Source organism: Ruegeria sp. (genome assembly GCF_040830605.1).
Taxonomy (GTDB): Bacteria; Pseudomonadota; Alphaproteobacteria; order Rhodobacterales; family Rhodobacteraceae; genus Ruegeria.
Genome location: NZ_JBFOMD010000008.1, coordinates 28,330 through 45,297 on the forward strand (window position 1 = coordinate 28,330; position 16,968 = coordinate 45,297).

The 16,968-nt window shown below is 62.1% G+C and carries 17 protein-coding genes; 7 read left to right on the forward strand and 10 right to left on the reverse strand.

From position 1 onward, the window contains the following. Window positions 1-178: 178 nt before the first annotated feature. The 9 genes from AB3N21_RS11520 to AB3N21_RS11560 form a co-directional block, all read right to left on the reverse strand. On the reverse strand, window positions 179-1,216 hold the full coding sequence (locus AB3N21_RS11520; protein WP_367935359.1) for a c-type cytochrome: 1,038 nt from the start codon (window positions 1,214-1,216) through the stop codon (window positions 179-181). Continuing rightward, window positions 1,200-2,471 carry a sulfite dehydrogenase gene (gene soxC / locus AB3N21_RS11525; protein WP_367935360.1) on the reverse strand — a complete coding sequence of 424 codons (1,272 nt, stop codon included), beginning with the start codon at window positions 2,469-2,471 and terminating at the stop codon, window positions 1,200-1,202. The genes AB3N21_RS11520 and soxC overlap by 17 nt, the downstream gene beginning before the upstream one ends. Window positions 2,472-2,549: 78 nt before the next feature. Beyond that, complete coding sequence (gene soxB / locus AB3N21_RS11530) at window positions 2,550-4,247, reverse strand: thiosulfohydrolase SoxB (RefSeq protein ID WP_367935361.1); 1,698 nt, start codon at window positions 4,245-4,247, stop codon at window positions 2,550-2,552. A 103-nt stretch (window positions 4,248-4,350) separates the two neighbouring features. Then, window positions 4,351-5,202 (reverse strand): sulfur oxidation c-type cytochrome SoxA, encoded by an 852-nt coding sequence (gene soxA / locus AB3N21_RS11535; protein WP_367935362.1) that lies wholly within the window; start codon window positions 5,200-5,202, stop codon window positions 4,351-4,353. Between the two features lie 75 nt (window positions 5,203-5,277). Continuing rightward, window positions 5,278-5,607 carry a thiosulfate oxidation carrier complex protein SoxZ gene (gene soxZ / locus AB3N21_RS11540; RefSeq protein WP_367935363.1) on the reverse strand — a complete coding sequence of 110 codons (330 nt, stop codon included), beginning with the start codon at window positions 5,605-5,607 and terminating at the stop codon, window positions 5,278-5,280. Between the two features lie 33 nt (window positions 5,608-5,640). Continuing rightward, entirely contained in the window at window positions 5,641-6,057 is a 417-nt protein-coding gene (gene soxY / locus AB3N21_RS11545; protein WP_171179860.1) for a thiosulfate oxidation carrier protein SoxY, read from the reverse strand. Window positions 6,058-6,097: 40 nt separating this feature from the next. Continuing rightward, window positions 6,098-6,574 carry a sulfur oxidation c-type cytochrome SoxX gene (gene soxX, locus AB3N21_RS11550; protein ID WP_367935364.1) on the reverse strand — a complete coding sequence of 159 codons (477 nt, stop codon included), beginning with the start codon at window positions 6,572-6,574 and terminating at the stop codon, window positions 6,098-6,100. 130 nt (window positions 6,575-6,704) lie between these two features. Beyond that, window positions 6,705-7,283, reverse strand: coding sequence for a thioredoxin family protein (locus AB3N21_RS11555; protein WP_367935365.1), 579 nt, complete (start codon window positions 7,281-7,283; stop codon window positions 6,705-6,707). Between the two features lie 17 nt (window positions 7,284-7,300). Further along, complete coding sequence (locus tag AB3N21_RS11560; protein ID WP_367935366.1) at window positions 7,301-8,038, reverse strand: cytochrome c biogenesis CcdA family protein; 738 nt, start codon at window positions 8,036-8,038, stop codon at window positions 7,301-7,303. Between the two features lie 91 nt (window positions 8,039-8,129). Between AB3N21_RS11560 and AB3N21_RS11565 the strand changes: the two genes are divergently transcribed. From AB3N21_RS11565 to AB3N21_RS11590, 6 genes are all read left to right on the forward strand, one after another. Next, window positions 8,130-8,537, forward strand: a complete 408-nt coding sequence (locus AB3N21_RS11565; protein ID WP_367935367.1) for a hypothetical protein — start codon at window positions 8,130-8,132, stop codon at window positions 8,535-8,537. 113 nt (window positions 8,538-8,650) lie between these two features. Then, a complete protein-coding gene (locus tag AB3N21_RS11570; protein WP_367935368.1) occupies window positions 8,651-8,989 on the forward strand; it encodes an ArsR/SmtB family transcription factor in 339 nt (112 codons plus the stop codon). A 94-nt stretch (window positions 8,990-9,083) separates the two neighbouring features. Beyond that, entirely contained in the window at window positions 9,084-10,142 is a 1,059-nt protein-coding gene (locus AB3N21_RS11575; protein WP_367935369.1) for a YeeE/YedE family protein, read from the forward strand. 235 nt (window positions 10,143-10,377) lie between these two features. Beyond that, the gene (locus AB3N21_RS11580) at window positions 10,378-10,515 is read left to right on the forward strand and encodes an entericidin A/B family lipoprotein (protein WP_367935370.1); all 138 of its coding nucleotides are present in this window, start codon (window positions 10,378-10,380) and stop codon (window positions 10,513-10,515) included. Between the two features lie 857 nt (window positions 10,516-11,372). Next, window positions 11,373-11,807: a type II toxin-antitoxin system Phd/YefM family antitoxin gene (locus AB3N21_RS11585; protein ID WP_367935371.1), complete on the forward strand. Its 435-nt coding sequence runs from the start codon at window positions 11,373-11,375 to the stop codon at window positions 11,805-11,807. 62 nt (window positions 11,808-11,869) lie between these two features. Further along, window positions 11,870-12,283, forward strand: coding sequence for a hypothetical protein (locus AB3N21_RS11590; RefSeq protein WP_367935372.1), 414 nt, complete (start codon window positions 11,870-11,872; stop codon window positions 12,281-12,283). A 1,594-nt stretch (window positions 12,284-13,877) separates the two neighbouring features. Here the strand turns inward: AB3N21_RS11590 and lepA are convergent. After that, window positions 13,878-15,677, reverse strand: coding sequence for a translation elongation factor 4 (gene lepA / locus AB3N21_RS11595; RefSeq protein WP_367935373.1), 1,800 nt, complete (start codon window positions 15,675-15,677; stop codon window positions 13,878-13,880). 116 nt (window positions 15,678-15,793) lie between these two features. Between lepA and AB3N21_RS11600 the strand changes: the two genes are divergently transcribed. Beyond that, window positions 15,794-16,858, forward strand: coding sequence for a hypothetical protein (locus tag AB3N21_RS11600; protein ID WP_367935374.1), 1,065 nt, complete (start codon window positions 15,794-15,796; stop codon window positions 16,856-16,858). Window positions 16,859-16,968: the final 110 nt, after the last annotated feature.

Below are 16,968 nucleotides of genomic sequence, written 5' to 3' on the forward strand. Positions count from 1 at the left end.
CGTTGCGGGCCGGGTGGTCGGTTTGGTGCGCAACGGCAGGCACCCGCGCCCGTGGCACAGGGCGCGGTTTGCGTATTTTCAGCAAGAAGAAGCGGGGAGTTCATGTCCTGCCGTCCGGGATCGGACCGAGGGCAGGTCACGCCCCGGGGCGCGCGGGTGGCGCCCCAAGGCCGTGGCGTTATTCGGAGAATGATTTCAGATAGGCGATGACCGCCTCGATATCTGCATCCTTCTTGAGCCCGGCAAAGGACATCCGCGTGCCCTTCATGTAGCCTTTGGGCTTGGCGAGAAAGGCAGTCAGCTCGGTTTCGTCCCAGATCAGCCCGTCCTCGGCAGCGGCTTTCATGACCTTGGAATATTTGAACCCGTGTACCTGACCGGCGGCGGCCCCGACGATGCCGTTGAGCGTCGGGCCGGTCTTGTTCTTGGCGCCGTCGCCGACCTGATGGCAGGCCTTGCATTTCTTGAAGGTCTTTTCGCCCTTGGCCACCAGTTCCGGGTCCAGCGCGGCGGTTTGCTCGGGCTCGGGCGCGGGCTCGGCCTTGACGTCCTGCACCGGGGCGGGCTCGGCGGCTGCGTTGCCCTCGTCCGGGGTCACGTCCAGAACCATCGCGCGCATGGTGATCTCGACGCTGTCCTTGCAGTTTTCCATGCAGGGGGTATCGGTCCAGAAATGCGCCTCGGTCTGTTCGCGGTCATCGAGGATGAAGCCATCCGCGTTGGGCATCTCGACCGAGAGGAAGTTCTCGTTCGAGAGCACGAAGTCATCCTCGACCAGATCATTGGAATAGAGGATGTAGGCGACGATGGCGTAGGTGTCGTCGGCGCTGAGGGTCTGGGCGTCGCCAAAGGGCATCGAGCGGTGGACGTAATCCCAAGCGGTCGAGAGATACGGCCAATAGGAGCCCACGGTCTTGAGCGGGTCCTTGTCCGCCAGCGTCCCCTCGCCCCCGGCAAGTTTGGGCCAGTTGTCCACGCCCTCGGCGAAATCGCCGTGGCAGATGGCGCAGGCCTCGGCAAAGAGCATCTCGCCATCCTCGACCGAACCCGAGCCCGCTGGCAGGCCGGTGCCGTCGGGTGAGACGTCCAGATCCCATGCGGCGATCTCTTCGGTCAGCGCGGGGCGGCCCAGGCCAAACCCATTGGCCAGCGCGGGCCCCGCGATCAGGGCCGAGGCCAGCGCGGCGGCGGTCAGAAATTCAGGACACTTCGACATTCTCGGCCTCTCCGTTTGCCTTGACCCACCAGGTCTGGATGCAGTTGTTGTGATAGATCGAGTTCTCGCCCCGCACCTCGCGCAGTTGCGCCTTGCTGGGCTGGACATAGCCCGAGCCATCGCGGGCGCGGCTTTGCAGCAGCATTTCCGAGCCATCCCAGTCGTAGTCCAGATAGAACCGGGTCAGCGCCTTGTCGGTGCCGGGGGCGGCCAGCCGCGCGGGCATCCAGTTCTTGCCGCCATCGACCGAGACATCGACGCCGGTGATGGCGCCGCGCCCCGACCAGGCCAGACCGGTGATGACCAGCGGGCCGGGCCCGTGGGTGATCGGCGCCTGCGGGCTGGGTGACGTGACCACCGATTTGGCGTCCATCACCCAGGTCCATTTGCGGCTAGTGCCGTCGGCCAGCGTGTCGGTGTATTTCGAGGTCTCCTCGCGGCTCTCCACCGGGCCTTCCATCACCTCGACCCGGCGCAGCCATTTGACCCACATGTTGCCCTCCCATCCGGGCACGACGAGGCGGACGGGATAGCCGTGTTCCTTGCGCAGCGCCTCGCCGTTGGCCTTGAAGGCGACCAGCACGTCGTCCATTGCCTTTTCCAGCGGGATCGAGCGGCCGTTCGAGCTGGCATCGGCGCCCTCGACATAGACCCATTTGCCCTGCGCCTGAACTCCGGCCTCTTCCAGCAGGGTGCGCAGGGGCACGCCGGAATATTCCATGTTGTGGATCATGCCATGGGTGAACTGCGCGCCGTTGAGCTGCGATCCGGCCCATTCCATGCCGGTATTGGCGGCGCATTCGCAGAAATAGATGCGGTTTTCACGCGGGAAGCGTTCCAGATCCTCGTAGGTGAAGATCAGCGGCTGATCGACCAGACCGTTGATCATCAGCCGGTAATCCTGCTTGCGCAGCTCGATGGCGCCCGAGTGGTGCCGCTCGAACGCGCAGCCCTGCGGGGTGATGGTGCCATCCAGCGCATGGATCGGGGTGAAGTTGATCGAGCTGATCGTGTCGGCGGTCAGCCATTCCACGTTGCGGCGCACCACGTCCGATTCGTACTGGATCGGCAGGCCGTAGGGCGTGGCATCCACGCCGTCACCGGTGGCCCGGGCCCAGTCCTGCACCTCGGTGATCAGCGGATCGGGACCTGTGGCCCCTGCCGCCCCGGCGGCAACGGCCCCTGCCCCGGCTGCCGCCGCCCCGGTCAGGAACTGGCGGCGCGACGGGGCGTTTTTCGGGGAGCTTTCACTCATTTTTGAACTAGCCTCCTTGAGCATCAAGACATTCGTCCGCGCGAATGTGTAAGCACAAAATTTTTTGACGGCGGGCGCTCAGACGCCCACCACGTTGACCGAGTTGTTCGGGTCGACCGTCACCGTGCCCTGCTTGCGGATATGGTTTTCGACCACATCCCAGATCATCGGGCCTTCGGTGCCCTCGTTGACGCTGGCCCAGCCTGCGACCACGTAGGTCCTGGCCGGGTCGATGGCCTCCCCCGTCTTGAGCAGGGTCATCTCGCTGATCCGCGCACCCTGCGGCTGGGTGATGTCGATGCGATAGCCCAGACCGCCGACGCGCACCATGTCGCCGCCCTGCTGGTAGTAGGGATCGGGGTTGAAGATGTTGTCGGCCACATCCTCGAGGATCACCTTGATGAATTCGCCGGTCATTTCCGTGCGATAGGCCTGACCGTAGCTCATCGAAGTGACGTTCCAGATATCCTCGCGGGTGATGTCGTCTCCGGGCCGCAGGCTCGGGCCCCAGCGCACGCCGGGAGACATGGCGATATCGGCCTCACGTTCCGAGATCAGCGCGTCACAGATCAGGTCGTCCCAGGTGCCGTTGAAATTACCCCGGCGATAGAGCAGCGAGCCGGTCTGGCCGATCACCTCGGCGAGCTCGGCAGCGTAGGGCGCGCGCTGTTCGTCGATCAGGGCGGTCATGGCCGGATCGGGCGCGATCACGTCCGAAAAGATCGGGATCAGCTTATGCTTCAGCCCCATCATCTGCCCGTCCCGCACGTCGAGATCGACGCGGCTGACGAATTTGCCGTTGGAGCCGGAGGCGATGATGTGGGTCTGGCCGATCAGCACCGGCTCGGGCAGCGCGTCATGGGTGTGGCCCGACAGGATGACGTCGATGCCCTGCACCTTGCCCGCCATCTTCTTGTCCACGTCAAAGCCGTTATGGGACAGGACCACGACCGCATCGGCGCCCGCCGCGCGGACCTCATCGACCATGGCCTGCATGTTCTCGTCCCGGATGCCGAACGAGTACTCAGGGAACATCCAGCCGGGGTTGGCGATGGGCATATAGGGAAAGGCCTGACCGATCACCGCGACCTTGGCGCCGCCCCGGTCGAAGAACTTGTAGGGCTTGAACATCTCCGCCGGTTCGTCCCATTCGGCGTCAAAGATGTTCTGACCGAGGGCAGCAAAGGGTAACCCCTCAACAATCTCGTTCACCCGGTCGCTGCCCAGCGTGAATTCCCAATGGAAGGTCATCGCATCCGGCTTGAGCGCGTTCATCACATTGACCATGTCCTGCCCTGCCGTGTGATGGCAGGTGTAGGAGCCGTGCCAGGTGTCGCCGCCATCGAGCAGCAGCGCGTCGGGCCGGTCGGCGCGGATCGCATTCACCACCGTGGCCACCCGGTCCAGCCCGCCAACGCGGCCATAGCTTTGCGCCAGCGCGGCGAAATCGTCATGGGTCAGCGCATAGGCCGAAGGGGAGCCGTCGGCGATACCATAGGCCTTGCGGAAATCGGCGCCGGTGATGTGGGGCACGAAACCCTTGTTGGCGCCGACACCCAGATTGACCTCGGGCTCGCGAAAATAGATCGGTTTCAACTGGGCATGGATGTCGGTGATGTGGATCAGGCTGATATTGCCGAAGGTATCGAACTCCAGCAACTGGTCCTGGCTCAGCGCCTGCTGCGCCGCCAGCCGTGCCCAGTTGCCGAAGCCGGACGCGCCGACAAGGGCCGAGGCCGCCATTGAAACCTGAAGGAAGTCACGACGCGAGATCATTTGGATCAGCTTTCCCGTTTGAACATGCGTTACATTCACATGTTTGAATTCAATTGAAGCGATACACCCCGCATCCGGACAGGACGCGGGGCGCGAATTCAGGTTAGTTGCGGACCGAGGGTCCCTCGACCGACAGGCCGTTGCCGCGCGAGGCGACGTAAAGCTCCAGCGCCACAAACTCCGGGCTGCCGGGGCTGAAGGTTTCGGCGCGGGTGTCGCGCACACAGCCCTTGAACCGGGCATGAGCGTTGTTCAGCTTTGCGTTCTTGAGCCGGTAGGTGGGAAACCCGTTGATCTGGCCCTGGCTCAGATGGTCGGCGCGGATCATGTTGCCATAGTTCTGCTCATGACAATTCGCGCAGCTCAGCTCCAGTTGACCGTAGCGGGTGTAGTAGATCTCTTTCCCCTTCTCCCAGGTCTCCTGCGCCGGACCGTCGATGGCCACGTTGACCGGCAGACCGCGCGACTGGACCGAGATCAGAGCCTCCATCGCCGCCATGTCGCCGCCGGTGTATTTCCATTTTTCGGCGCCCATCTGGTTGACGCGGCAATCGTTGATCTGGGTCACCAGAGTGCGCACCTCGCCCGCCTCGTCACTCCATTTCGGATAGACGGCACGGACACCGGCCATGCTCTCATCAACCGCGCCGTGGCAGGTTGAGCACGATTTGCCCTCGGTCCCGTCGACGGTGTCCCACGCGTCCTGCGCCTGATCGACGAAGACCAGCGCGGGGTTGTCGAAATCGTCCATCTGCAGCGACTGGGTCTCGTCCGAACGGAAGCGCCAGCCGGAATAGATCTCGTCCAGCGCATCGGACAGATGCGCGGGGGCGGCGGTCTGGGTGACCATTTCGATCTCTTCATTGACGACCAGAGCGTCCTCGTCGGGCCCGGCCACCGCTGACAGGGGTGTTGCCACCACTGCAACAATCGCGGTCAGTGCCTTGAAATTCATCCAGTATCCTCCCTTGGGTGGTTGGCCCCGCCATGCCGGTTGGCGGCGGGGCTCATTATCTGCCGGGGTCGCCGCTCAGGCGATGGAGATCGATTTCGACTCGTCGTAGACCGAGCCGTCATCGTCGTACCAGGTGAACACGAACTCGCCCGCCTCGGGCACGGTCGCGTCGAACTGGAAATAAGGGTTGGTCGAAATCGCGGGCTCCATCGTCACGTCGATCACCGTCTCGCCGTTGAAAGCGCAGGTGAAGCGGTTGATGATCGAGCGCGGGATGATGTTGCCCTCTTTGTCCTTGCGCTGACCGCTTTCCATCTTGTGGCTGATCAGGGTCTTGATCGTGATCGCCTCGCCCGCTGCGGCGGTTTTCGGGACCTTCACGCGGGGTTTCACACCAGATGCCATGTCGTATTCTCCTGTCTCTGCGGATGGGCGGGCTTAGCCGCCGCAACCCCCGATGGTCACTTTCACGGTGGCGCTGGCCTTGGCGAACGAGCCGTCGGCCAGCTTGGCGATGGCCACCACGTCCTGCGTGCCGGCCAGGCGGATACGGGTCGAGGCCGACTGCACCGCCGCCAGCGGACCGAAGTTGAAGGTCGCCACACCCGGCTCGGGGTTGCCGGTCGCCAGCACCATGATCGCGGCGGCACCGGGTGCGCTGACCTCGATCGGTACGGTGTTGCCGTTCTCGGCAATCTCGGGCGCGGTCAGGGTGACCCCGCCTTCGGCCATGTCGGCGCCGCCGGTGAACTCGGCAATCGCATCCTCGGCCGCCGCGTTGGCGCGGAACGGCAGGACGGTCAGGGCCGCTGCGCCCAGGGCCAGGCCCAGGGTGTCACGACGTGTGAACTCCATCGTTTTTCTCCTTTGCATCATGCAAGGCGCGTGCGCGGCCTTACTCTTCCTTCAGGGTCGCGAGGAACGCGACCACGTCTTCGATTTCCTGAGCCGTCAGGATCGGTGCCAGCGGCCCCGTGGGGGCGTCGCCGGTATAGGCGTCGCCCGGGCGGGTGAAGCCGTCGACCTTGTAGAAGGCGGGCATGACCGTACCCTCGAAGGTCATCTTGGCGTTGCTGACCAGCCCGCGCAGTTCAGCCTCGGTCCAGCGGTCCCCGGCGCCGTCGAGCGACGGGCCGACCTCACCATGAAACGGCACATCGGCCAGTGCGGTTACCTGATGGCAGGCCACGCAGTTGCCCTTGGATTTCTCGCCCACGATGACCGCGCCGCTGGCGGCATCGCCCGTGGCACCGCTGAGCGAAGCCTCGATGCCGCCATCCTCGGTGAACGCAACCTCGCCGGGGCCGACCTCACCGGCCTGCGCCGCACCGCCGATCAGCGCGGCGGCCAGTGTCAGAGATGTAAGTTTCATGTGTCCTCCCATTGGCTGCCACGCTTGCCGCGCGGCGAAATTGGCTTGGCATACCGTAGGGCACAGTCCGCCCTTAACGCAACATCAAATTCATTATTGTGAATTATTAAATGTTTTCGGAGAGCCCCGATCAGTCGAAAGATCCGTTGTTGCGTTCCTGAATCCGGCGGGCATGGTAACGCTGGAAATCCTCCCCGTTATCAAGCGCATAGCGCTTTTCGCGAACCCATGTGAACATGTCGATCGTGGTGCCTCCGCCAAAGGCCCCCGGCATGACCGCCACGGCGGCCTGTTGGGCGGTCGCGCCCTCGCTCACCTCTTCCGGCAGGAACAGAATCGTCGGCGTGAACATCACGCCCCACTTCCGCGCCATGTCCTTTTCGGCCAGCGTCTCGCCGTCGAAATCGGTGACCTCGACATCGCCATAGAGGTTGAGCTGCACCACGAAATAGTTGTCGGCGATGTACTGGCCGATCTCGGGGCGCGGAAACACCTCCTGATGCATCTTGGTGCAGTAGATGCAGCCGCGCTGCTCGAAGAACAGAACCAGCCTTTTGCCCTCGGCATTGGCCTCGTCCAGATCCTCGCGCAGGTCCTTGAAGGTGTCGCGCATCCACTCGGTCTTGTGCAGACCATCATCGCCCAGTTCGGCGGCCCAGAGCGGGGCGGCAAGGATTAGGGCGGCGAGCCCGGCAAGCAGTTGTTTCATGGTTAAGTCCTCCCTGTTCAGCCCAGGCTCGTCAGGCCCGGCATCCATCGGATCATCGCGTCGGCAATCAGGCGCACGCCGCCGGTTGCGATGAGCACGGCAAAAACGATCAGCATCGCCCCCATCCCCTTTTCCACCCAGGCAAAAACCGCGCGGTGGCGCTGGACCCAAGCGAGGAAGGGCTTGGCGAAAAAGGCAGCGATCACAAAAGGCGCGGTCATGCCAAGGCCGTAGACAAACAGCAAAACCGCACCGCGCCAGAGCTCACCCATGCCCGAGGCGATCATCAGGATCGAGGCCAGCGCGGGCCCCACGCAGGGCGTCCAGCCGAAGCCGAAGGCCAGCCCCATGAGATAGGCGCCCAGCGCGGTCGAGGCCTCGGCCTGGCTCTCCATCCGCGCCTCCCGGTAGAGCAGCGGCACCCGGATCACCCCCAGAAAATGCAGCCCGAACACCACCAGCACGGCCGCCGCCGCATAGGACAGCGTCTGCAGGTACTGACCGAACAACCGCCCCAGCGCCGTTGCCCCCATGCCAAGCAGCATGAAGACCGTGATCACCCCGAGCGCGAACATGACCGACGAGGCCAGCAACCGCCGCTGCGCCCCCGCCGCTATGGCTCCGTCCCCGCGCAGTTCGGCCATGCTCAGCCCGCCCATATAGGACAGGTAGAACGGCACCATCGGCAGGATGCAGGGCGTGAAAAAGCTCAGCAAACCGGCGATCAGGGCCCCAAACAGGGAAATCTCAAGCATTCACTCCCCCGTGTCGGGCGGCCAAGTCGGGTCGCTTGTAAAATTCACACATTCAAATTATATTGAGCGAATAGCAAAGGTCAACGGCCACATGTCAGCACTTCGCCCTATCCTCTCCGCGCTTTTGGCGGCACTGTTTGCCCTGCCCGCTCTGGCGGCGGAACTGGTGATGGTCGAGCAAGCGGGCTGTTCCTGGTGCACCCGCTGGAACGCCGAGATCGCGCCGGCCTATCCCAAGACGCCCGAAGGCCGCTTTGCCCCGCTGCGACGCGTCGATCTGCACGCCCTGCCCGCGGATCTTGAGTTGCAGCGCCGGGTCGTTTTCACACCGACCTTCCTGATCGTCGAGGACGGGCAAGAGGTTGGGCGGCTTGAGGGCTATCCGGGGCAGGACTTTTTCTGGCCGGTGCTGGATCAGTTGCTCGAGGCGCATACGGAGTTCGAACTGACCCCGACCAACGACGATAGCGCAGCCGTGACACCGCTCGCGCGTTTTTGATTCGAGCCGGTAGCATTGTTCGCGCAATAGGTGTATCGGGAAAAGTCACCCGGCGAAGGATGCCCGGTACAGGAGACGGCCCCGGATATCCGGGACGATGAGGAACGAAACAAATGGCACTGCCCAAGTTTTCGACGGATATGGACGAACAGGAACTCGACAGGATGGTCGACAACGCCACCCGTGCGTCGAACTTCCTCAAGGCGATCAGCCATGAGGGGCGCCTGATGATCCTGTGCCACCTGGTCTCGGGCGAGAAATCGGTGACCGAGCTGGAAGAGCTGTTGTCCGCCCGGCAGGCCGCCGTGTCCCAGCAGCTGTCGCGGCTGCGCCTTGAAGGGCTGGTGATCCCGCGCCGCGAGGGCAAGGCGATCTATTATCGGCTGGCCGACGACCGCCCGCGCCGGATGCTGGAACTGGTCTATGACCTGTTCTGCAACGCCGACGACTGATCCTTCCGCTCGCGCACAGCGCCGCTTGCACTCGTATAACAGTTTTTGCATATTTCATCGCCAGTAGCCCGTCCTTGGGGAGGAGATGGCGCAGATGCTTGAGATGCTCACCGACCACCAGATCGCCGCCCTGTTCGGACTTGGCGGAGGCATCCTGTTGGGGCTCGCCGCGCGGCTAGGCCGGTTTTGCACGCTCGGCGCCATCGAGGACCTGCTCTATGGCGGCTCCGACCTGCGCCTGCGCATGTGGGCGCTGGCCATCGGCAGTGGCATACTCGGCAGTTTTGCCCTGATCGCGATGGGCGTTCTGGACCCCGGTGACACCTTCTATCTGTCGATCCGCTGGATGCCGATGGCGTCGATCGTCGGCGGGCTGATGTTCGGCTATGGCATGGCGCTTTCGGGAAATTGCGGCTACGGCGCCATCGCGCGGCTGGGCGGCGGCGATCTGAGGGCCTTTGTCATCGTGCTGGTAATGGGCGTCTTTACCTATGTGACGCTCAGCGGCCCCCTCGCCCCGCTACGCAACGCCCTGTTCCCGCAAATCGCCGTCACCTCGGACACGCCGCCGGGGCTGGCTCATCACGCCGCCACCCTGACCGGCCTGCCGCTGGGTGTCATCGGCCTGAGTATCGGCGCGCTGATCTGTGCCGGAGCGCTGAGCGGCGCGTCCCTGCGGCGCGCGCCGGGGGCGATCTTGTGGTCGCTGGTGGTCGGGCTGGCCATCGTCTCGGGCTGGGCCGGAACCGCATGGCTGGCTGAAACGGGTTTCGAGGCGCTTCCCGTTGTCTCGCACAGCTTCTCTGCCCCGGTCGGCGAGACCATCCTCTTTGCCATGACCGGCAGCCTGCGCCCGCTGTCCTTTGCCGTGGGCTCGGTCGCAGGGGTCTGGGTAGGCGCCTTCGTCGGGTCGATGATCCGCGGCCATTTCCGGTGGGAGGCGTGCGAGGACCCGCGCGAGTTGCGCCGCCAGATCCTGGGCGCGGCAATCATGGGTGTGGGCGCGGTGCTGGCCATGGGCTGCACCGTCGGTCAGGGGCTGAGCGCCTTTAGCCTGCTGTCGATCAGCGCCCCGGTCACCTTTATTGCCATCTTCGCGGGCGCCGCACTGGGCCTGCGCCAATTGATTGAAGGGTTCCGTACAGCTGGTTAGGGCGAGTTGCTGCCCGTTGGAGTAGGCTGCAAGTCCATCTCTCATCCCTGCAACGACGCAAGATAGAGAAACGACTGGATGATGGGCGCGCTTCGGGACGTTGATGACGAAAAAGTCCGGATAGACTGAGCAAAAAATGCAAAAGCGTGTCGAGCACTTTGCTAGGCCCGAACCTCTGGTGCGTGTTGGGGATCAGTGCTAGGGAAAATCAAAACGAGCAGAGATGGAGAACACCATGATCCGAGCGTTTCTGATTGGCCTGAGCCTCATCACGCTGAGCGCCTGTGAAACCGCCAAGGGTGCGGGCCGGGATATCCAGAAAGCGGGCGACGCAATCGAAGGCGCGGCGTCGGATATTCAGCAGAAAATCTAAGCCGCGGGCCGGATCGCGCCTATCGCAGGTGTTGTGTTTAAGCCGCAAATCTTGCCCACCACAACAAAGCAGACGCAATATATAGTTGATCTTGCGCCAGGGCCGGTGTATCCATCCCTTACAGGTGCATAGACGCGGTGATGCATCAGCTGACGCTGACAACGGGGTTCGACTGTCCATGACAGATGAGCCCCGTTTTTCTTTGCGTGAGCGGTGAGATTGCGCAGCTTTTCCGAAAAAGGAAAAGGCGTCAGGTGCTCAGACGCGGTCCTTGCATGCATCCTTGCGGACACTCCCTGACGCCTTACCGAACCGATCCGCCCGAGGGCCGTCCGATTCAGATGCTCCAGCCCCGAAGGACCTTCGCAGCCGCTCCATGTCCGAGGACATGTCACGACCCGCACCGGCCTTTTAAAACCGACCCTTCGCCATGGGTCCGAAAACCCGTCGCGACCGGCCTGTCCTTGGTAAACCTCTGACTTCTCGGGATAAAACTGAAAGTCTCATCCGATCCGTCTTGGCCACCTGACCTGTGCGTCCCGCTCAAGTTCCTAAGAACCTTTGCGATGTCCTGACTGTTACACCAGGCGAAAAAAGGGGCAAGAAAATAGCACTGCAGCATAAAAATTAGCCGGGGATAAGGTGTTGATATCCGCCGGGAAAGCGATGTGGATAAGTCGAGAAATCGCGCAACTCGGGCGGGTTGTTTGGGGATAAAATTCGCGGGGCCCCGGCGGCGGATTTTGGCGCAGTTTCTGCAGGTGCGAAGGGATGCGGACGCCCCGACAGGGGTGAATTAACCGGATTGTACAAGGCTGAGAGGCCGATCTTTCGAATCGTACAACGGAGATTCGCCGATGCGCTACACAATCTCACAGGCCCGCGCGCAGCTCGGGCAACTGGTCACCCGGGCCCAGGACCCGCGCGAGGTGATCGTGCTGACCCGGAACGGACGCCCCCTGGCAGCGCTGGTCTCGATCCCCGAGGCCGAGCGGATCTGGGACCTGTCCGACAGCGACACCATCGGCTGGCGCCACCCCCTGAGCGGGCTGCGCGGCTGGTGGTCCCGGGGCAAGGGCATCCCTGGACTGGAGCCGGGACCGGACGGCAGCTATGTCACCGCGCGCGAGGCGGCGCTGCAGATGCGCGAGATCCAGAGGACACGGGCCGAGGAGCGGCGCATCCTGGCGCGCGGCGGGCTGGACCCGGTCGAGGGTGGCGAGGTGATCCGGCGGCAGGACACGCGCTGGTGGACCCGGCTGTTCGGACGGGCGGGCACCCCCGCGCGCTAGGGCCTCCGGTTCGGATCTGCGCGCCTTTGCGGTATGATCCGCCGGATCAGGGAGGACGTGAGATGGCGGACACGGACTATAAGAAACGGATTGCCGACATCAAGAAATGGAACAAGGATCAGAAGGGGGTCGAGAAACGGCGGACCGGATATATCGAGACCACGCGCAAGAAACTGATCTCGCTCGAGGACAAGCTGCGCAAGGACAGCATCGTCTGGAAGGGGTATTTCAAGCACCTTTATCAGTTGAACGACCAATACGTGAAACTGGCCGAACCGCTGGTCAAGGCGCAGGCGGATCTGAAGGCGGCGACAAAGGCCAAGAACGCGGCGAAGGTGGCCGAGATCAAGAAGCAGATCGGCGAGACCGAGAAAAAGCTGAAGCCGGTCGAGAAGAAGTTTCAGAAGAACTATGACGAGATGAAAAAGCTCGATGATGCGATCAAGAAATTGGTCGTGACGGCGGAGAAGCTGTAGGGCGGGTGATGGGTGTGAACACCCATCCTACGGGCGGTTGCGGGATATCGGGTTGGGGTTTGCCCCACCGGTTGGTGCGGATGGTTGGGACCGGGTGATGGGGTGAAACCCCATCCCACGTTTTTCGAGAGTCGCGCAGGTGGCGTAGGGCGGGCTTCAGCCCGCCAATTGGTGCCGCCAATGCATCGGACCGGTGCCCGTGCAGGTTGGTTGGCGGGCTGAAGCCCGGCCTACGGGGAGAAATGCAATGGTTGGTCGGCACAGGTGATGGGTGTGAACACCCATCCTACGTAGGGTGGGTTTTCAACCCGCCAATTGACGCAGCCAACACGCAGGTATGATGGGACCCCGGGGCGCAAACGCGTGTGCAATGGTAGATCAGCAAAGATGAGGGCCGCGACCGGCCTGAGGGGGTGAGCGGCGTCTTGGAAACTGTCCAGTGGAGTGAGAAAGCTTCCTGGAAACCATCCGGGGGATGGTTTCGCTTTCGAACGGGCGGAGCCCTCAGGGCCGAACGGGCGGAGCCCCGGGCGCAAACGCTTGTCCAACGGCTGTTCAGCAGAGATGAGGGCAGCGCCGGCCCGAGGGGTGGCGCAAACGCGCCGGCCCGAGGGGTGGCGCAAACGCGCCGCCCCATGGGGGCGGGTCGGCGCGGCCCGGCGGTGCCGCCGGGCGGGTGGGTTGATTGGAGCGCTGCGTGGATCAAACACACCGGGTAGGAAAACTCAATATCTTGTGAACTTAAAATCGAAACGTACGACATGGGGAAAAATTGAGGATTTCGTGTGGGAAAACCTGTTGACAACCCCCTTATGTTGAGGCAATAAGGGTAACAAATAGCAACATCTGGGCACAAATACTGCCATTAGTGATGTTTCTTATTTTGTTCTCTTGCATATTGTGCCCCGTCAAGCCATGCTCACGCATGAGCTGCAACGAATCGCGCCGCCAAGGTGGTCAGACCAAGACGGCGCTTCGTTGTAGTACCGCATCAACCTGAGGGGTTGCCGCGGTCCGTTTGCAACACTTGAATCCTGACGGATTCACAAAAAACAGTCAAGGCGCCCCTCGTTGAAACTATGAACGAGGCAGTGTTATGCCGAACTACTATGTTAATCAGAACTCGCAGCCTGACGGGTATCATGAGGTGCACGTTGACGACAACTCGTGCCCCCACCCACCGCTGCTTGTAAATCGTGTGCCACTCGGCTGGCATTCGAATTGCCAGAGCGCCGTGGCAGCGGCAAAGCAACGATACATCCTATCGGATGGTTGCGCCTACTGCGTACCCAACTGCCACACTAGGTAAGGAGGCCCAAATGGCTACCAATCCACCCTCAGGTGACGGTCGCAGGAAGGGAATGGTCAGAGGCCGTTCTCAAACCAAAACTCCGTCAGGCCACTACGTGAAGCGCGACACCTCAACTGGGCGCTTCATGGACGTCAAAACTTCCGACAAGAAGCCTTTCAAAGGTGTTCGGAAGGAAAAGTGAAAAAAGGCTGAGCGGTTTCGGTCGCTCACCCACCCCACCGTGTGGGCACGCAGTTGGCTGCGCCAACCGCTTTCGCCCACCGTCACTCAAAATGGAAAGCCTCAGCTGTCCATTTTGAGTGCTGAAATAAACGCCTCCTGCGGGATATCGACCTTCCCGAACTGGCGCATCTTTTTCTTACCGGCCTTCTGCTTGTCCAGCAGTTTGCGTTTCCGCGTGGCGTCGCCGCCGTAGCATTTCGCGGTCACGTCCTTGCGGAGTGCGGAGAGGGTCTCGCGGGCGATGACCTTACCGCCGATGGCCGCCTGGATCGGGATCTTGAACATGTGGCGCGGAATCAGGTCCTTGAGCTTTTCGCACATCGCCCGGCCGCGCATCTCGGCCCGGTCGCGGTGGACCATTGTGGAGAGCGCATCGACCGGTTCGTCATTCACCAGGATCGACATCTTGACCAGGGCGTCCTCGCGGTAGCCGGTCATCTGGTAGTCGAAGCTGGCATAGCCTTTGGTGACGGATTTGAGCCTGTCGTAGAAGTCGAAGACGACCTCGTTCAGCGGCAGGTCATAGACGACCATGGCGCGGGAGCCCGCGTAGGTCAGGTCCATCTGGATGCCGCGGCGGTCCTGGCAGAGTTTCAGCACGTCGCCGAGGTATTCATCCGGCACGAGGATGGTGGCCTTGATGCGCGGTTCCTCGAGGTGGTCGACCTTGGAGAGGTCGGGCATGTCGGCGGGGTTGTGCAGCTCGATCATCTCGCCGTCTTTCATGAAGACGTGATAGATCACGCTGGGAGCGGTGGTGATGAGCTCGATATCGTATTCGCGTTCGATGCGGTCGCGGATGACCTCGAGGTGGAGGAGGCCCAGGAAGCCGCAGCGGAAGCCGAAGCCGAGGGCGGCGGAGGTTTCCATTTCGTAGGAGAAGGAGGCGTCGTTCAGGGCCAGTTTGTCGATGGCGTCGCGCAGGTCTTCGAATTCGGCGCTGTCCACGGGGAAGAGGCCGCAGAACACCACCGGTTGCGCGGGTTTGAAGCCCGGCAGGGCGTCCTCGGTACCGTTGCGGTCATTGGTGATGGTGTCGCCGACGCGGGTGTCGCGGACCTGTTTGATGGAGGCGGTGAGGAAGCCGATTTCACCGGGGCCGAGGCTGTCCACCATCTCCATCTCGGGGCGGAAGACACCGACGCGATCGACATGGTGCAGGGTGCCGTTCGACATGAACTTGACCCGCATGCCCTTTTTCAGCGTGCCGTCCATGATGCGGACGAGGACGATGACGCCGAGATAGGCGTCGTACCACGAGTCGACCAGCATCGCCTTGAGCGGGGCGTCGAGGGTGCCTTGCGGGGCGGGCAGCAGGTTGACGATGGATTCCAGCGTTTGGTGGATGCCCTGCCCGGTTTTTGCGCTGACCTGAATGGCGTCGGTCGCGTCGATGCCGATCACGTCCTCGATCTGTTCGGCCACACGGTCACAGTCGGAGGCGGGCAGGTCGATCTTGTTCAGCACCGGCACGATCTCATGATCGGCGTCGATGGCCTGATAGACGTTGGCGAGCGTCTGTGCCTCGACCCCCTGGGTGCTGTCGACGACCAGCAGCGAGCCTTCGACCGCGCGCATGGAGCGGCTGACCTCATAGGCGAAGTCCACATGGCCGGGGGTGTCGATCAGGTTCAGGACATAGGCCTCGCCATTGTCGGCGGTGTAGTCGATGCGGACGGTGTTGGCCTTGATGGTGATACCACGCTCACGCTCGATATCCATGCTGTCGAGCAGCTGTTCCTTCATGTCGCGATCCTTGACCGTCCCGGTCTCCTGGATGAGCCGGTCGGCAAGGGTGGATTTGCCATGGTCGATATGGGCGACGATGGAGAAATTGCGGATATGGGCGAGGTCTGTCATGGGTTGGGGATATGATGAGGAATCGTGGGTTGGTCAAGGAGGGATAGCGTCAGCGGCATGCGTCTGAACCAAGGTAGTTCAAATCCCCTCCACCTATTGAGAGAAAGTCACATCTTATGAACTCCCATAAGACTGAAGGACTGCAGGATTTTCCCGTCGATCAGCTACAGGTTCTTCTCGTGCGCCACGCCCTACGCGCCTTCCCCGCTATTTCACCTGACGTTGAGGGAGACAATTTCGACGAGGACTTTTTCCTTCGCCACGCCAGAACCCTGCTGTGTGCATGCTGTATGATAGCAGTACCATCGAAAGAAATCGCACTTGCAACGAAAATCTCTGCTTTCGCCGCCGGAGACTTCACAAGAGGCAAGATTCAAACGGCGGCGTCGCTCATAGCAAAAGCTGCCTCCGAGGCTTTGTTTCTGGAAAGCAACGAGGAAAAACGTCGGGCCATAGATACGGCGATAGAGTTCCTCCCACACACCTTATTCTCTGAACAAGGGCACTGGGACCTCGGAATGATCGGACGGAGTGCAAGCAGGTCGCTGGTTTTCGACTACCCGCTGTGGACCATAGAACTGCGCCATTTCGAGCAGCGCCAACAAGTGTTGCTGCCGACTGACAGGTTGGTCGAAAAGCGGCTGTCATTTTGGGTGGAATGGCACAAGGCCTTTAGTCGCGGGAAACCGCTTGATTGGGACCTTCAAAGGCGAGTTGCCTTGATTGAGGACAGCGTTTGGAGCGCTGGGCCGGATGCAGTTGCTGATGAAATAGAAAAAATTCGAGCGCGATGGCACGTCGAAAGAGCCTTAGCTGATCTCAAAGATAGCGCGAGCGTTCGGACAAACGCACGCCATGGTATCGGAGGGAACGACCCTCCCGAAAGCATACAAGATGAGCGTTTGTCCCGATCAATCACTCTAATCTGGGGCGCCGTCGAGGATCTTGGCGAAGAAGTCGCTAAGGACACGCCGGATCGAGAGAGGGTGGAGGCAATTCTTCGGGCCCTGAAATCCGGGCTCGCCAGTGTGTTGAAATGGTGCGGCGCCAAGGCGGATCTGGCGGTTGATACCGCCATCAAATGGGGTGTTCCGGTTGGCGGGGCTTATCTGGTCGCCAATCCCGAAAAAGTTCAGGCGCTTGTCGAAGCCGTTGAGGGGTGGCTTGCGTTCCTGCCGTGAGGGGTGCCGGGCTGAAGCCCGGCCTACGGGTTTGCGGCGGGGCGTGGGCTTGGCTGTAGTGATTTTGCTACTGGGTGGGGTCTTGCCGGTGTCCTCTGAGCAGAAACAGT

Bases quoted from the DNA above. Each gene is read 5' to 3' on its own strand.
- AB3N21_RS11520 (WP_367935359.1), bottom strand. From the start codon at position 1,216: ATGTCGAAGTGTCCTGAATTTCTGACCGCCGCCGCGCTGGCCTCGGCC.
- soxC (WP_367935360.1), bottom strand. From the start codon at position 2,471: ATGAGTGAAAGCTCCCCGAAAAACGCCCCGTCGCGCCGCCAGTTCCTG.
- soxB (WP_367935361.1), bottom strand. From the start codon at position 4,247: ATGATCTCGCGTCGTGACTTCCTTCAGGTTTCAATGGCGGCCTCGGCC.
- soxA (WP_367935362.1), bottom strand. From the start codon at position 5,202: ATGAATTTCAAGGCACTGACCGCGATTGTTGCAGTGGTGGCAACACCC.
- soxZ (WP_367935363.1), bottom strand. From the start codon at position 5,607: ATGGCATCTGGTGTGAAACCCCGCGTGAAGGTCCCGAAAACCGCCGCA.
- soxY (WP_171179860.1), bottom strand. From the start codon at position 6,057: ATGGAGTTCACACGTCGTGACACCCTGGGCCTGGCCCTGGGCGCAGCG.
- soxX (WP_367935364.1), bottom strand. From the start codon at position 6,574: ATGAAACTTACATCTCTGACACTGGCCGCCGCGCTGATCGGCGGTGCG.
- AB3N21_RS11555 (WP_367935365.1), bottom strand. From the start codon at position 7,283: ATGAAACAACTGCTTGCCGGGCTCGCCGCCCTAATCCTTGCCGCCCCG.
- AB3N21_RS11560 (WP_367935366.1), bottom strand. From the start codon at position 8,038: ATGCTTGAGATTTCCCTGTTTGGGGCCCTGATCGCCGGTTTGCTGAGC.
- AB3N21_RS11565 (WP_367935367.1), top strand. From the start codon at position 8,130: ATGTCAGCACTTCGCCCTATCCTCTCCGCGCTTTTGGCGGCACTGTTT.
- AB3N21_RS11570 (WP_367935368.1), top strand. From the start codon at position 8,651: ATGGCACTGCCCAAGTTTTCGACGGATATGGACGAACAGGAACTCGAC.
- AB3N21_RS11575 (WP_367935369.1), top strand. From the start codon at position 9,084: ATGCTTGAGATGCTCACCGACCACCAGATCGCCGCCCTGTTCGGACTT.
- AB3N21_RS11580 (WP_367935370.1), top strand. From the start codon at position 10,378: ATGATCCGAGCGTTTCTGATTGGCCTGAGCCTCATCACGCTGAGCGCC.
- AB3N21_RS11585 (WP_367935371.1), top strand. From the start codon at position 11,373: ATGCGCTACACAATCTCACAGGCCCGCGCGCAGCTCGGGCAACTGGTC.
- AB3N21_RS11590 (WP_367935372.1), top strand. From the start codon at position 11,870: ATGGCGGACACGGACTATAAGAAACGGATTGCCGACATCAAGAAATGG.
- lepA (WP_367935373.1), bottom strand. From the start codon at position 15,677: ATGACAGACCTCGCCCATATCCGCAATTTCTCCATCGTCGCCCATATC.
- AB3N21_RS11600 (WP_367935374.1), top strand. From the start codon at position 15,794: ATGAACTCCCATAAGACTGAAGGACTGCAGGATTTTCCCGTCGATCAG.